The 15756-nt window shown below is 60.8% G+C and carries 14 protein-coding genes; 13 read left to right on the top strand and 1 reads right to left on the bottom strand.

Annotation, left to right across the window (positions count from 1 at the left end):
* Nucleotides 1-3 precede the first annotated feature (3 nt).
* From Q4577_RS21275 to Q4577_RS21265, 3 genes are read left to right on the top strand one after another with little or no spacing between them, the layout of a single operon-like run.
* Complete coding sequence (locus tag Q4577_RS21275; RefSeq protein ID WP_303472935.1) at nt 4-738, top strand: ABC transporter ATP-binding protein; 735 nt, start codon at nt 4-6, stop codon at nt 736-738.
* Nucleotides 716-1432, top strand: a complete 717-nt coding sequence (locus Q4577_RS21270; RefSeq protein ID WP_303472937.1) for an ABC transporter ATP-binding protein — start codon at nt 716-718, stop codon at nt 1430-1432. Before Q4577_RS21275 ends, Q4577_RS21270 begins: the two co-directional genes overlap by 23 nt.
* Complete coding sequence (locus Q4577_RS21265) at nt 1429-2682, top strand: amidase family protein (protein ID WP_303472939.1); 1254 nt, start codon at nt 1429-1431, stop codon at nt 2680-2682. The genes Q4577_RS21270 and Q4577_RS21265 overlap by 4 nt, the downstream gene beginning before the upstream one ends.
* A gap of 35 nt (nt 2683-2717) precedes the next feature.
* Here Q4577_RS21265 and Q4577_RS21260 read toward each other — a convergent pair whose 3' ends face one another.
* Entirely contained in the window at nt 2718-3614 is an 897-nt protein-coding gene (locus tag Q4577_RS21260; protein WP_303472941.1) for a LysR family transcriptional regulator, read from the bottom strand.
* A gap of 102 nt (nt 3615-3716) precedes the next feature.
* Between Q4577_RS21260 and Q4577_RS21255 the strand changes: the two genes are divergently transcribed.
* From Q4577_RS21255 to Q4577_RS21210, 10 genes are all read left to right on the top strand, one after another.
* Complete coding sequence (locus Q4577_RS21255) at nt 3717-5141, top strand: amidohydrolase family protein (RefSeq protein WP_303472943.1); 1425 nt, start codon at nt 3717-3719, stop codon at nt 5139-5141.
* Nucleotides 5142-5151: 10 nt separating this feature from the next.
* On the top strand, nt 5152-6558 hold the full coding sequence (locus Q4577_RS21250; RefSeq protein WP_303567652.1) for an amidase: 1407 nt from the start codon (nt 5152-5154) through the stop codon (nt 6556-6558).
* 8 nt (nt 6559-6566) lie between these two features.
* The gene (locus Q4577_RS21245) at nt 6567-8165 is read left to right on the top strand and encodes a gamma-glutamyltransferase family protein (RefSeq protein WP_303472947.1); all 1599 of its coding nucleotides are present in this window, start codon (nt 6567-6569) and stop codon (nt 8163-8165) included.
* A 123-nt stretch (nt 8166-8288) separates the two neighbouring features.
* Nucleotides 8289-9875, top strand: a complete 1587-nt coding sequence (locus Q4577_RS21240) for an ABC transporter substrate-binding protein (RefSeq protein WP_303472949.1) — start codon at nt 8289-8291, stop codon at nt 9873-9875.
* Between the two features lie 71 nt (nt 9876-9946).
* Nucleotides 9947-10888 (top strand): ABC transporter permease, encoded by a 942-nt coding sequence (locus Q4577_RS21235; RefSeq protein ID WP_303472951.1) that lies wholly within the window; start codon nt 9947-9949, stop codon nt 10886-10888.
* Nucleotides 10885-11760 (top strand): ABC transporter permease, encoded by an 876-nt coding sequence (locus Q4577_RS21230; protein WP_303472953.1) that lies wholly within the window; start codon nt 10885-10887, stop codon nt 11758-11760. The genes Q4577_RS21235 and Q4577_RS21230 overlap by 4 nt, the downstream gene beginning before the upstream one ends.
* 2 nt (nt 11761-11762) lie before the next feature.
* A complete protein-coding gene (locus tag Q4577_RS21225) occupies nt 11763-12761 on the top strand; it encodes an ABC transporter ATP-binding protein (RefSeq protein ID WP_303472955.1) in 999 nt (332 codons plus the stop codon).
* Entirely contained in the window at nt 12758-13720 is a 963-nt protein-coding gene (locus Q4577_RS21220; protein WP_303472957.1) for an ABC transporter ATP-binding protein, read from the top strand. The genes Q4577_RS21225 and Q4577_RS21220 overlap by 4 nt, the downstream gene beginning before the upstream one ends.
* Nucleotides 13721-13785: 65 nt before the next feature.
* Complete coding sequence (locus Q4577_RS21215; protein WP_303472959.1) at nt 13786-15195, top strand: amidohydrolase; 1410 nt, start codon at nt 13786-13788, stop codon at nt 15193-15195.
* Between the two features lie 312 nt (nt 15196-15507).
* Entirely contained in the window at nt 15508-15648 is a 141-nt protein-coding gene (locus Q4577_RS21210) for a hypothetical protein (RefSeq protein ID WP_303472960.1), read from the top strand.
* Nucleotides 15649-15756 lie beyond the last annotated feature (108 nt).

The raw sequence follows: 15756 nt of genomic DNA, 5'->3' as shown, positions 1-15756 counted from the left end.
ATTATGGCGCTGCTAGAGATTTCTGACCTAACCAAACGATATGGCGGGTTCGTCGCCTTGGACAAAGCCGCGCTGAGCGTCGCGCAAGGAGAGTTCCATGGGCTGATCGGTCCCAATGGGTCGGGCAAAAGCACATTCCTGAAATGTATCGCGGGCGCGCATCTGCCATCAGGCGGGGCGATCGTCTTTGCCGGACAAAACATCGCCAATGCCCCGGTCCGAACGCGCATCAAGGCCGGGATGAGCATCAAGTTCCAGATGACGTCGATCATCCCAGATCTGACGGTCTATGATCACATGCTTTTGGCCTGCCAATCCCGCGAACCTGTGGGGGCTCTGGTCGCCTCGCGCAGCCGCAACGCCCACCATGACCGGATTGCCGCCACGCTGCGCGACTTTTGTCTGATGGATCGGTGCGATGATCGCGCGGGCCAGCTGTCGCATGGTGAACAGCAGTGGTTGGAAATCGCGATGGCCATGGCGCTGGATCCCAAGCTGCTGCTGTTGGATGAACCGACCGCAGGCATGAGCATCGAAGAAAGACGATTAACCGGGGATCTGCTGCGTCCGCTGCGGGGCAGCTGTGCCATCGTGATCGTCGAACATGATCTGGATTTTATCCGAAACCTCGTGGACCGCATGACCGTGCTCGAACAGGGGCAGATTATCGCCGCCGGAACGGTCGACGAAATTCAGAACAACCAAAAGGTGCAGGATGTCTATCTCAAACGGCACTGAATCCCCAATTTTGCGAACCGCCGACCTGTCCGCCGGATACGGGCGAAGCCAGGTGTTGTTCGGCATTGATTTCAACGTTGCCGCGGGTCAAACCGTGGCCCTGATCGGGCGCAATGGGGCAGGAAAAACCACGTTTTTGCAAACCCTTATGGGTGAGGTCGCGCCGATGTCGGGCGGTATCGCGTTTCGGGGGGCATCGGTGGATGCTCTTGCGCCTTCGGCACGGGCGATGCGCGGGCTGGGCTATGTTCCGCAGGACACGCCGGTGTTCAGACACCTATCCGTGCGGGACAACCTGTTGGCCGGTGCGATCAACCATAAGACGGCCGGGGACTTGGATCAGGTCATTTCCCTGTTTCCAAAGCTGGCGGACAGGATGCGTCAGACGGCGGGCACGCTTTCGGGCGGAGAGCGCAAGATGCTGGGGATCTGCCGCGCCCTTTTGGGACGACCCGCTTTGCTCATGCTCGACGAACCGACAGAGGGCGTTTGGATCGGCGTGATCGAGGAAATCGCAGACCGGTTAAGCCAGTTACAGGATCGCATGGCGATTGTGATCGTCGAACAGCATCTCGATCTTGCGCTCAAGCTGGCGGACCGCGTCGATGTGATGGATCGCGGCAAAATCGCCCTGTCCGGTGCCCCGGATACCGTTCGTGAAAACCCCGAATTCCTAAGGCTCTTGGCACCATGACACGATCCCAACCCTTGCCGTCCTGGCATGACATCAATCCCGAAACCCGCGCAGCAGAGGTCCGCGCGGCCTGCCAGAATGGCGATCACGCGGCGATCTATACCCGCCTTTTCGCGCCGGGACACACCCCGGCGCAGGGCCCCCTGGTCGGGTGCATGGTGTCGGTCAAAGCCCTGTTCGACGTGGTCGGGCAGGTCACCCATGCAGGGAGTGCGCGGCGGTTGAATATCCCGCCCGCGCAGGAGGACGCGGTTGTTGTCGCGGATATCAAAGCCGCCGGTGCCACGCTCATCGGTCATACCAATATGACCGAACTGGCCTATTCCGGGCTGGGATTGAATCCACATTTTGGGACACCGGAAACGCCCCTGGTCCGAGGTGCCACCGCAGGCGGATCATCGAGCGGCGGTGCCGCATCGGTCGCACGTGGTCTGGCCGATATCGCGCTGGTCAGCGACACAGGCGGGTCGGCGCGTATCCCGGCGGCCTTTTGTGATCTGGTCGGGTGGAAGCCCACGGCCTCTAGGTTGTCGCGCAGCGGGGTGGTGCCTTTGTCATTTTCGCTCGACAGTGTGGGGTTGATTGGGCGGTCCACCGTCGATGTGGCAGCGGCGTTTCACTGTTTGGCCCCCGCGCCTGAGAGGGTCCGGCGTAAACCGCGGCTGCTGGTCCCGGACGATTTCGGGCTTGATCTGCTTGATCCGGCGGTTGCGGCGGCCTTTGAAATCGCCCTGCGCCGCATAGAAAAGGCCGGGTGGCCCGTTGCGCATCTGGTACAAAGCTATACGCGCCCCTATCGCGCGATCCCCGCATGGCAATTCGCGGCGGTCGAAAGCCGCGCCTGTCATCCCGATTACTGGGCAGAGGCGGACCGGATTGATCCGCATGTCGCGCGGCGCATGGCGCGGGCGGATGAGGTCAGCGCCCCAGACTATGCCGCCACCGTGCTGGCCCGCGAACGGTACAAGAACCAGATCGCCGCCGTTCTGGGCGATGATCTGGTCATCCTGCCGACCGTTGCGATTTTGCCTCCACAGATCGCGGATTGCCAAAGCGATGCGGCCTTTGACCACTTCAACGCCTTGGCGCTGCGCAACACCAGTTTCGCGAATGTCATCGATGGGTGCTCGATAACGTTGCCGATTGCCGGTCAGTCGGGCATCGGGTTGATGTTGACGGGGGCGCATGGCCAGGATGAGACACTTTTGCAGACGGCGCAGACGGTCGAAAAAATCCTGCAACAGGCATGACGGTGTCGGGGGACATCCGCCCCGACTTTGGCATCCTAGCCCTTGGACAGGCTGTGTTTGATGGCCCGCAACAGAACTTCGCTGGCCTTGCTGCGCACCGTTTGCGGGTTAGAGACCGCGTAGATGCCAAAGGTGATTTCGGGCACAATCGGACGGGTCGCCAGGCCACGCAACCGGGCCAGGTCCGCCGTGAAATTGTCCACCACCACAGCGGAATTCAGGTGGCTGCTCAGGCCCGCCGCCAAATTGAGGCTGCGGATCGTCATCGCGGCGGCGTCCGGGGCCGTCGAATAGCCGATATTTTCCATGACAAGGCCCCCGATGGTGCCCGCTGTGCTAAGGCGGATACTGCCACAGGCGGCCTGGGCCTGCGTGCGCGTGATCTCTTTGTTTTGAGTCAGCGGATGGTTTTCGGGCATCAACAGCAACAGCCGCCCGGTTCCAAGCCGCTCTACGTGGAAATCAAGGGGCGGAAGCGGCCCGGCGACAAGGCCAAGGTCGATGCGCCCGGCCCGCATGGCCCGAAATTGTTCCTCTGCGTTGGCCACGTCGATGGCGAGCTTCAGTCCGGGAACTTCGTCGCGGGCCACCTTGATCGCCCGAGGCAGGCAATCGTGCATCAGGGGAGCGATGACCTGAACCTCAAGCGTGCGCAGGGACCCGTGGCGCAGGGAATCGATCCGACCCTCAAGGCGGACCAGGCTGTCTTTGATGTGGCGGCATTCAACAAAAAGCGCATCGCCATCCACGGTCGGATGCAACCGCCCCTTGTCGAGCGCAAAGAGCGTGATCCCGATGGCGGATTCGAAATCTCTCAGGTGCTTGCTGACCGTGGGCTGCGTCAGCTTCAGCTCCCGCGCGGCGGCGCTGATGCTGCCCTGTTCGTACACGGCACGGAAGACATCGAGTCGTTGAAGAGTGATCGGGCGCATGGCTCACCTATAGATAAATACGATGATAGTCGCAAATGATTAGTGTTTCACTTGAGGGTTTGAGCGCCAATACTCCGATGCATTGAATTTAAGGACGATATGATGAAGGCCGACATTCTCTTTCGGGACGCTATGATCGTGGACGGAACAGGCGATCCACGTCGGTTGGGCGCCGTTGCCGTGACGGATGATCAGATCGTGGCCATTGGCGACCTCTCTGATTGGCGGGGCGGTGTCGATGTGGACTGCGGGGGGTTGATCCTTGCCCCCGGTTTCATCGACCCGCATGTGCACTATGACGAAGCCGTCCTAATCGATCCGACGCTGGATCACGCGGTGAGCCAGGGCTGCACCACGGTGATTAACGGCAACTGCGGGTTTTCGATTGCGCCGCTTTGTGTGTCGGGTCCGTTGCCCATGCCGCTTGGGGCGATTGTCACCGATGCGTTGCCCCGGTTCGCCACCTATGCCGCCTATCGTGATCGGCTGATGGCGAAACCGCCCTCGGTCAACACCGCCAGCCTTATCGGGCACAGTAGCCTTCGGTTGAATGCCATGTCTGACCTGGACCGGGCGGCGACCCGCGACGAAATCCACGCGATGTGCGCACAGTTGGATCAGTCATTGTCCGAAGGCGGGCTTGGCCTGTCCACCGGGCCGTTCTACCCAAGCGCCCGCCATTCCACGACCGAGGAATTGATCGGCGTGGCCTCTGTCCTGCCAAAGCACGGCAAGCTGTACGTGACCCACATGCGGGACGAAGGTGACCGGGTTGTCGAAGCGTTGAAAGAAACCCTGACCATCGGGTCGACCTGTGGGTGTGGCGTCCATGTTTCCCATCATAAATGCGCGGGCCTTGCCAATCATGGGAAATCCGGAATCACCCTGCCAATGATCGATGCGGCGCGGGCGCAACAGGATGTCGGGCTGGATACCACGCCCTATGTCGCCAGCGCCACGATGCTGAATTCTGGTCGTCACCGCCAGGCGAGCAAGGTGATCGTCACCGAATCTACGCCACATCCAGAGATGTCCGGGCGTGATCTGGACGACATCGCAAAAGAATGGGGCGTGGATCGGGATGGGGCCGTTGATCGGTTGGTTCCGGCGCTTGGGGTGTTTTTTTTGATGGATGAGGCTGAGGTCCGCCGCATCCTGTCGCACGAATTGACGATGGTGTGTTCCGACGGTGTGGCCTTTGGCAAACATCCACATCCCCGTGTTTGGGGCACCTTCCCGCGTGTCCTGGGGCGCTATGCCCGCGACACGGGGCTTTTCTCGCTTGAAACCGCCGTGCGGAAAATGACCGCGCTCCCGGCTCAGCGGTTCGGCCTGGATCGGCGCGGTGAAATCTCCGTCGGCAATTTCGCGGACCTCGTGCTGTTTGACGAAGCCACGATTTGCGACACGGCAAGCTATGAGAACCCGGTGCAACCCGCGGCGGGAATCCGGTCTGTTTATGTCAATGGGCGGCGGGTCTGGGCGGATGGGTGTCACACCGGGATGCGCCCCGGCCATGTCCTGTGAGGTGGTGCAGATGATCCCGAAATACGCTGATCACCCAACCACGACCGGTCTTGCCGACGGCGATGATACGGTTCGCAGTCTGCGGCGGGACCTCGTGGCCGGTGTCGAAACGGCGACCTCACTGGTGACCAAGGCTATCGCCCGGATCGAGGCGCAGGATCGGTTGGACGATGGTCCGAATGCGGTTGCCGCCCTGAACCCGCAGGCCCTGGCCGAGGCGCAGGCTGCGGATACGTCAAAGGGCGCGGGTTTGCTGACCGGCGTGCCGGTCCTGATAAAGGACAATATCGACGTTGCGGGCATGGCGACGACCGCCGGATCCCCGCTGATGCAGGGGAACGTTGCGTTGCGCGATGCCCTGTGCGTTCAGCATCTGCGGGATGCTGGGGCGGTCATCCTGGGCAAAGCAACTATGCACGAATGGGCAACTGGCATCACCTCGGTGTCCGCGTTGCATGGGGCCGTTCGCAATGCGCGGGACCCCAGGTATGTCGCCGGAGGATCCAGTGGCGGATCGGCCAGCGCCGTCGCCGCGGGGTATGTTGCCGCCGCGATCGGGACTGATACCGCCGGGTCAATCCGGATTCCCGCCGCCTTTCACGGTCTATATGGGCTGCGGCCTACGCAGGGCACGATCGACATGACGGGGATTGTTCCCCTGTGTCCAACCCAGGATATCGCGGGGCCAATCGCACGGGATCCGATGGATATTGCCCTGCTGATGGACGCGTTGCGCGGGCGGTCCGGCGACACCTGTTCCGGCAAGATCGAGCAGGGGGTTCTAAGGCGGGCGCGGTTTGGCGTTCTGCGCATGTTCTTTGGGAATGAGGCTGGAACGGCCCAGGTGTCTGCCACCTGCTATGCGGCGCTGGAACAGATGCGTCGTCTGGGCGCAGAGCTTGTTGATCTGGATGGCACCGGGCAATCCGCGCTGACCAATGCGGCCAGCACTGCGGATTTCGAATTTGCCGCCGCGATTGCCGATTACCTGGGGCGCCGAGATGGCGTGTTGATCCGGACGTTGGATGACATTCTTGCTCAGATGCCGCCGGATTCTGACCTTGCCAAGGTGCTGCGTCGCAGGCTGTTGGCCGCCACCAATGCCGAGGGGCACCGCACGGCGATTGGTCTGCGCAATGAGCTGCGGCACTGGTTGCACAGCCAATTTCGTACGCATGACCTGACCGCGATTGTCTATCCGACCATGCGCAGGCCGCCCGCCCGGTTGGGCGCAACCCAGGAGGGGTTTGAAAACGTATGCCTAAGCGCCTGTAGCGGGTTCCCGGCCCTGACCATTTCCGCCCTGCCGGGGGAAACCCGGCTTCCGGTCGGTCTGGAATTTCTGGGTCTGCCGGACAGAGAGGCCACGCTGCTGTCCATCGCTTGTGACTGGCAGGCGGGGAGAGGGGTTGCATGATGCAAGCAATGCTCCCTCAACGCAGTCGGATGTCGGTATTTGGTGCCGTGGCCTCTGCCAACCCTTTGGCGACGCAGGCGGGTCTGTCGGTCTTGCAGAATGGCGGGAACGCCTTTGATGCCGCGATTGCGACGGCGGCGGCGTTGACGGTCGCAGAACCGTTTATGTCGGGCCTTGCAGGCATGGGAAATGCCGTGATGTGGGATGCTCGACGCGGTGAGGTTCGGGTGCTCGACTTTGTGCCGCGGCTGCCGATGTCCTACGATCCTGATCAGTATAGCAAACGCACCGATGCGGCGCGGGGCGCGATGTCCGTCGGTTTGCCCGGAACCTTGATGGGCTGGGCGATGCTGAACGACGAATTGGGCACGCGACCCTTGTTGGACCTCTTTGCGCCAGCAATCACCCTGGCAGAGAGAGGCGTAGCCTTCACCGAATTCGCCGCCGCCGAAATCCGACATGCACGGCAAGAGGTGACGGGCTGGTCCGCGATTGGGTCCGGTTTTGCCCAGGTCTTTGGTCATGCGGGCGAGCCGCGCGTCGGGGATGTTTTGCGGTTGCCTGAACTTGCGCAGACCCTGCGCCGGATCGGTGAGGAGGGGACAGATCATCTGTATCACGGCCCGCTCGGTGATCAGATCGCCGCGACCGTGCAGGGATTGGGCGGCACCTTGACCGCGACGGATATCGCGGCGGTTGAAACCTGTTGGCGTAGACCGCTGAGCGCGGATTACTTGGGGCTGTCGGTGAACGTCCCGCCGCCGCCCTGCGAGGGGTTCCAGTTCCTGCTGACGCTGAAGCTGCTGGAGCGCGTCGGACTGTCCGATCACCCCTACGGAAGCGTATGGCATTTCGATCCTGTGCTGCGGGCGATCCGGCTGGCGGCGGGCCAAAGGATCGACGCCAATCGACCGGATGCCGACGACCTGGTGCGGATGTTTCACCCACGGGCGATTGACGAACTGTCAGCCCAACTTGCGGCGGGGGCTGGGATAACCGGGCCGACAGAGCATTGGGATGCGACAAGTTTCGCGGACCCAAGCCCGGCGCATACCACCTCTTTTTCCGTCTCTGACCGCGAAGGCAACCTTGTCTGTATCACCCAAAGCCTGGGCAGCGCCTTTGGCAGTGGCGTTATCGTACCGGGCACGGGGGTCACCCTGAACAATTTCCTATTTTGGGCGGATGCCGCGCCGGGGTCGCCCAACCGGGCCGCGCCGGGGGCCAGCCTGCCGATGTGCATGTCGCCTTCGATCGCGCTGCGCGATGGTCGTCCGGTGCTCGCGCTTGGCACGCCGGGGGGCTACGGCATCCTTCAGACTCAGCCGCAGGTCTATGCCAATCTCTTTGACTTTGGCTTTCCGCTTCAGACCGCCATTTCGCTTCCTCGCGTCCGCGCCTGGGATGGGCGCGTGGTGCAGATCGAAACGCGCGGGCGGGACGAGGTCATTTCCGGGCTGCGGGCCAAGGGGCATGATGCCACGCCCTTTTGTGACGCCTGGTCCATGGCCGTGGGCGGAATGCAGGCCATTCAGATCAACCCAGACACCGGCGTAATGACCGCCGCCGCCGATCCGCGCCGCGACGGTATGGCCGGTGTGCTCTGACAACAGGAGGTCAGTAAGACGGACCGAATTGACGAACAGACGGGCGAACTTTGGGCGCCCTTGCAACAAGAAACGCAAGCGGAACATCGCGCGTCATAAACTCAAATTCCAACGGAGAGACAAATGAACCTGAACAGACGTATTTTCATGTCGAGCGCTGCCATGGCCCTCGCGACGCCAGCCCTGTTGCGGGCCCAAACATCGCCCTCGGCGGACAAGACGCTGCGGGCGGTCATGCATGCCGACCTGCGCTCTTTCGATCCCTTTTGGACCACGGCCTATATCACGTCCTACCACGGTTCTATGGTGTACGACACGTTGTTCGGCACCGATGTAAATGGCAACGTCCAGCCACAGATGGTCGATACGTTCACCGTGTCCGACGACAAACTAAGCTATACCTTCAAACTGCGTGACGGTTTGATTTTCTCGGATGGAACACCGGTTCGGGCGGCGGATTGCGTCGCCTCTCTGACGCGGTTCTGTGCGCGGGACGTGGCCGGTCAATTGCTGTGGCCAAGGGTCAAAACGCTGCGGGCCCTAGACGACAAGACCTTTGAATTGGTCCTAAGCGATTTCTTTGGCCTGACGCTGGAAACGCTGGCCAAGACCAGCTCCTGTGCGTTCATCATGCGGGAGCAAGACGCCTCTGTTGATCCGAACGAACAGATCACGGACATCGTGGGGTCCGGTCCATTTGTTTTCAACCGGGACGAAACCCAGATGGGCGCACGCTATATCTATGACCGCAGCGCGACATACGTTCCGCGGTCCGGTGCCGCATCGGGCACAGGGGGCGGAAAGCAGGTGTTCCTTGATCGTGTGATCTGGGAAAATATCGGTGACCCTCAGACCGCGATGAATGCTCTGATCGCCGGGGAAATTGATTTTTACGAAAACCCCCCATTGGATTTTGTCGGTGATCTAGCCGCCAATGCGGATATCAACCTGGCTGTCCCGAACGAGGCGGGAACCTGCGGGGTGTATCGCCTGAACCACCTGCATCCGCCATTCAACGATGTCCGGGCGCGGCAAGCCATGCTGTATCTTGTCAAACAGGCCGAGGTCATGGCCGGGGCGTTTGGCCTGTCTGAGTACACCAGGGAAACGCCCTCCATGTTCGGGAACAACACCCCGATGTCGAACAATGAAAATATCGGCTGGTTCGAACACGGGCAGGATTTCGACAAGGCCGCGCAGCTGTTCAAAGAGGCGGGGTATGACGGGCGCCCGGTCATCATCATGCAACCGACCGATATCCCCGTGATTGGCACCGCCGCACAGTTCGCCGCCCAATGGCTGCGCAAAGCTGGGATCAATGCGGAACTGGCCGTGTCCGATTGGGGCGCGATCGTGTCGCGTCGTGCAGTGAAAAAGCCGCCAGAAGAGGGTGGATGGAACATTTTCCCGACCTACACCGCAACCATCGGCAGCCCGATCCTGTTCCCAGGTCATGCCGCTGGTGGCGACGACGCCTGGTTTGGCTGGCCTGACGATCCAAAGCAAGAAGACCTTCGGACGCAATGGACCTTGGCCGGATCGCAAGAAGAGCGGGCCCAAATCGCGCGGAAAATGCAAGCCAATGCATGGGATTTCGTGCCGCAGGTCAATTACGGGCAATGGCAACAGCCCGCCGCGTTGCGCAGCAATGTCAGCGGGTTGGTAGAGATTCCGGACCTCATTCCGTTCTGGAACCTTCGCAAAGCCTGAAGACGACCCATTCCTTTACACGACACCCTGGCGGCACCCGCCGGGGTGTCCCCAGCCACGAAAGCGCAGCCATGAAATTTATTCTTAGCAAGTTGCTGTCGATGGGCGCGGTCTTGTTGATCGTTGCCTTCCTCGTGTTCGTGATGATCCGCTTTTCCCCCGGGGATCCCGCCGCGATCCTCGCCGGTGACAACGCGACCGCACAACAAATTCAGTCCATCCGCGAGTCCCTGCGCCTGGACGACCCATTACCGCTTCAGTTTGGCCACTGGTTCAGCCGGGTGGTGACGGGGGACTTCGGGACTTCGATTTTCTCGGGCGAACCGGTTTTGGATATGATCTTGAAACGGGTGGGGCCGACCCTCTCTTTGACATTGCTGACCATGGGGTTTGCCATCATCGTGGCGGTCATCCTCGGCGTTATTGCCGCCGCGCGGGCGGGGTGGCCTACGGATCGCTTGGTCATGATCTTTTCGGTGGTCGGCTTTTCTGTGCCGGGGTTCGTTACCGCCTATCTGTTGATCTATGTGCTGTCGGTCCGCCTGGGGTGGTTCCCGGTACAGGGCTACACCCCCCTGTCAGAGGGTGTCGGCCCCTGGTTACACGCTCTGATTCTGCCCGCGCTTGTGCTTAGCCTGACGTACATCGCGCTGATTGCCCGGATCACCCGCGCCACGATGCTAGAGGTGCTGTCAGAGGATTACATTCGCACGGCCCGCGCAAAGGGCGTCGCGCCGAACACTGTTCTGTACGGCCACGCCCTTCAGAATGCCGGGGTGCCAATCGTTACGATCATTGGGCTGGGTTTTTCCATGCTCATCGGCGGTGTGGTGATCACGGAGACCGTGTTCAACATTCCCGGCATCGGGCGGCTTGTCATCGATGCCATCACCAAGCGCGATTACCCCATCATCCAGGGCATCACACTGATGCTGTCCGCAGTTTATGTGCTCGTCAATCTTATGGTCGACCTGAGCTATGGGCTGATTGACCCGAGGACCCGTAAATCATGACCTATGTATCCACCCATAAACCGACGCCCGCGCCGATTGCCACGGCACGACTGACACGGTTTCTTCGGCGCAATCCGACCCTGACATTCGGGGCGACGATCCTAACGATTTTCCTGGTACTTGCGCTGGCCTCTCCGCTTTTGGTCGGTGACGTATCAAGCCTGAACCCGATGGAGCGGTTGAAACCCATATCGACCGCGCATTGGCTTGGCACCGATGCCCAGGGCCGCGACATTTTGGGGCGCACGATCTATGGCGCACGCGTGTCCCTATTGGTTGGTTGTGCGGTGGCCGTACTGGCCATCACCTTTGGGGTCATCCTTGGGCTGCTTGCCGGGTATATTCAGTGGCTGGAAACGCCGGTCATGACCGTCATGGATGCGCTGATGTCGATCCCGGCGGTTCTGCTGGCGATCTCGTTGGTGTCGCTGACCTCTGCCAGTGTCGGCACGGTCATCGTGGCGATCACAATCCCCGAAATTCCGCGCGTGGTGCGGTTGGTTCGCTCGGTCGTGCTTTCGGTGCGGCGGCAACCCTATGTTGAGGCGGCGGTCGCCGGGGGTGCTCGGACGTTCAAGATCCTATGGCGGCATATTCTACCAGCGACGGTGCCGCCGCTGATCGTGCAGGCCACTTATGTCGCCGCGTCTGCGATCCTGATCGAAAGTGCGCTGTCCTTTGTTGGCGCGGGCACCCCGCCTGAGATCCCAAGCTGGGGCAATATGATCTCTGAAAGCCGCCTGTATTTGTCGCGGGCCCCGATGACGATTTTTGCACCAGGGTTGGCTTTGGCGCTGACGGTTCTTGCCATCAACCTGATCGGTGACGGGCTGCGCGACCGCCTGGATCCCAAATTGGCCCGGAGGATGTGATTATGGCAAAACTGCTTTCCGTCGAAAACCTGCAAACGCATTTCTTTAACGAAGACGGGGTCACCCGTGCCGTTGATGGTGTGAGCTTTGACGTCCACGAGGGGGAAACACTTGGCATTGTCGGAGAGTCCGGCTGTGGAAAGAGTGTCACCTCCTTGTCCATCATGGGCCTGCTGCCGGACCGGATTGGTCGGGTTGTGGGGGGGGATATCGTGTTTCAAGGCGAAAGCCTGCTCAGCAAATCTGCTAAGGACCTGCGTGATATCCGTGGCGACAAGATCGCGATGATCTTTCAAGAGCCGATGACCTCGCTCAACCCTGTTCACAAGGTCGGCCGTCAGATCGCGGAAACCGTGATCCTGCATGAAGGGATCAGCAAACGCGAGGCGCGAAAACGTGCGCTTGAGGTGATGAACTTTGTCCGGATTCCGGATGCAGAACGTCGGTTCAACGAATACCCGCACCAATTTTCCGGGGGTATGCGGCAACGGGCGATGGTTGCGATATCTCTCGCGTGTCGGCCACGATTGTTGATTGCGGACGAACCGACAACGGCGCTGGACGTCACGATTCAGGCCCAGATCTTGCGGCTGATGTCGGACCTTCAAAAGGAAACGGGCACCTCGGTCATCATGATTACCCATGATCTGGGTGTGGTTGCGGAAACCTGTGATCGCGTGGCTGTCATGTATGCGGGGCGGATCGTTGAACAGGCCCCGGTTGAGACGCTTTTTGACACGCCGCTGCATCCTTATACGCGCGGCCTGATGACCGCCAAACCGCGTCTTGGTGCGCAGTCTGGTGACCGGTTGACGGAAATCAAGGGGGTCGTGCCGGCCCTGAACAAACCCATTATCGGCTGTTCCTTTGCCCCGCGCTGTCCCTTTGCGACGTCGCGGTGCCACGCCGCAACGCCCGATTTACGATCCCTGGGCGACGCTCATCAAGTTGCTTGTTTCGAGGCTGAAAACCTGCCGCCACTAGAGGGGAAAGCACAATGACGAACGTTCTCGAAGCGCGTGGGCTGACGCGGCACTTCCGCCTTGGTGCTGGTATGTTTGGCCGCGACAGGGGCACGGTGAAAGCCGTTGATGATATTTCCTTTGATCTGGCGCGAGGGGAAACGCTTGCCCTAGTGGGTGAATCAGGCTGTGGCAAATCCACCTTGGCCCGCGTGTTGATGCGCCTATTGACGCCGACCTCGGGCCAGGTTCTGTTGGATGACATCGACCTGACGGCACAGCGGGGCCGCGCCTTGCGTCAAACCCGGCAGCGCATGCAAATGGTGTTTCAAGATCCAAGCGCCTCTCTCAATCCCAAATTGACCGCTGCGGACGTCGTGATGGAACCGATAGAGAATTTCCGACGCTTTAGCAGGGCCGAACGGCGGGAGACCGTGCTAGACCTCTTTGACAAGGTTGGGTTGCGGCCCGATGCGATCGGCAAATATGCGTTCGAATTTTCAGGCGGTCAAAAGCAACGACTGGGGATCGCCCGTGCGCTTGCCGTTTCTCCGTCGGTGATCATTGCGGACGAACCTGTGTCGGCGCTGGATGTCAGTGTGCAGGCGCAGGTGATCAACCTGATGAAGGACATTCAACAGGAGATGCAGGTCGCCTATCTGTTCATCTCTCATGACCTTGGGATCGTTGAACATATCGCGGACCGTGTCGCGGTGATGTACCTTGGCCGGATCGTAGAGATCGCGCCCAAACGACGCCTTTTTGCGGCGCCGATGCATCCCTATACGCAGGCTTTGATCAACTCTGCTCCGGCGGCGCATCCGCGTGCGCGGCGCTCGCATGACCTGCTGACGGGTGAAATCCCCTCGCCGCTGAACCCGCCCTCTGGCTGTCCGTTTCACACCCGCTGTCCCAGGGCGACCGACATCTGCAAGGCCGAGCTTCCGCGCCTTGTCGATAAGGGCGACGAAAGCACGGTGGCCTGCCACAACGCCTAAGGCTACCCGCCAATCGCTGCCTGGCTTTGGCAAGTGCGGATCCCAGATCGCCAGAAAGGAACAGAATGCCAATCAACGAACATGCGCTGGAGGCAGAGCTAGGCGCGCTTGAAACACGGTTTGCCGCGCTGGCTGATCGGGTCTGGGCGACGCCTGAAACATGCTATGAGGAAACCCAGTCATCCGCCGCGCATATCGCAGAGCTGGATCACCACGGGTTTCAGGTCACGCCGAACGCGGGGGAGGTGCCGAACGCCATTCTTGCCGAATCCGGAACCGGCGGCCCCATCATCGCCTTTTTGGGGGAATACGACGCCCTTTCGTCCCTTAGTCAAAAGGCCGATGTCGCGCATCCGGACCCGGTCGAACCTGACGCAAATGGTCATGGCTGTGGGCATAATATGTTGGGTGCGGGGGCCATGATGGCGGCGGTCGCCACCCGCAATTGGTTGCGCAAACACAATCTGCCCGGACGCGTACGGTATTACGGATGCCCCGCCGAAGAAGGGGGCGCGGGCAAGGCCTTTATGGTTGCTGCGGGGCTGTTCCGCGATGTCGATATCGCGATCACCTGGCACCCAAGCTGTATCACCCAGATCATTCGCGGCAGTTCTTTGGCTTCTTCGCGGATTGATTTCACCTTCCATGGTCGCTCGTCCCACGCCGCCGCCAGCCCGCACCTTGGCCGGTCGGCCCTGGATGCGGCGGAACTGATGAACATCGGGGCCAATTACCTGCGGGAACACATGCCGGACGAGGACCGACTGCATTACACCTATCTTGATGTGGGTGGCCGTTCGCCCAATGTCGTCCCCGCCAGGGCGCGGGTCCGCTATGTTGCACGCAGCCCCCGGACACAGGGGCTTGGTGATCTCATCGCCCGGCTTGAAAAGGTGGCGCAGGGGGCGGCGCTGATGACCGAAACGCATGTACAGACCCGCATTCTGACCGCCGTTGCCGAGATCGTGCCAAACGACAGGCTGGCCGCGACCATGGACCAGGTCTTGCGCCAGGTCGGCCCGCCCGCATTCGACGATGATGACAAAGCCTATGCCGCGAAGTTTCAGGCGACCCTGGATGCAGGCAGTATCAAAGCCGCCTATGAATTCGTCGGCTGCAGCAAAAGCGACGACAAAGCCCTGTATGACGTTCTGTTACCCGAAGACCATTCACCGAAATCCCTGGCGGCATCGACCGATGTTGGCGACGTCAGTTGGTGCGTTCCAACGGTGCAAATCTGGGGTGCGAACTATGCGATCGGCACACCCTTTCACACATGGCAAATGGTCGCCCAGGGTAAGAGCCGTTCGGCCTATCGCGGTATGTTCCACGCCGCCAAAGTCATGGCCATGACCGCCAAAGAGGCCTTTGGTGACCCCGACCTGGTGCGCGAGGCCAAGGCCGAGCTGGAGCAACGTGTTGGGACCGGTTATACCAGTCTTCTACCCGCTGACGCCCGTCCCGGTTTTGATTGACACCCAGGGGCCGGACCCGCGCGGGTCCGGCGCGCGAGTGATGGCTTTTATGACAATCTCTCCGACATCCCCGCGCATTTGTGGGTCCAGTGGGCGCAACGGCCGATGCGCGCGAACTCGACGAAACAGTAGACCTGCAAGGCGGCATGCGAGAGTGAGGTCTTACCTAACTCGAAATCAAATGGAGCAGGCCCATGCGCCGCCCCTTCCTCCGGTTTAATCTTCGTCACTATCTATATTGGTTCCAATTTTTTACCGACGGCGGAGCGCGCTACCCTGAAGGGGACTGCTGCGTTAATTGACGACGGCCGCATGGATAACAGTGTTGTACGTCGGCTACGTGGCGGCGCGGTCGAACAGTCCGTCGATGAACGCGATCTCTCCCGTGGCCCCTGGATGTTTGTGGTGGATGTGACCGCGTTTGATCGTTCGTATCGTCTCGATCCCGCTTAGGGCCGCCTTGGCCGATCGCAACGATCGAAGGCATTGCCAACTTGTTCGTCAGACATGACCGGGCTATTTTAGCGGTATGAGAATTCCGACCAGTTTGCCTCGCCTTAA

Source organism: Marinovum sp. 2_MG-2023 (assembly GCF_030548265.1).
In the GTDB taxonomy this organism is placed as follows: Bacteria; Pseudomonadota; Alphaproteobacteria; order Rhodobacterales; family Rhodobacteraceae; genus Marinovum.
Note: the sequence above shows the minus strand (reverse complement) of the source record. Positions and strands in the feature narration are given on the sequence as shown.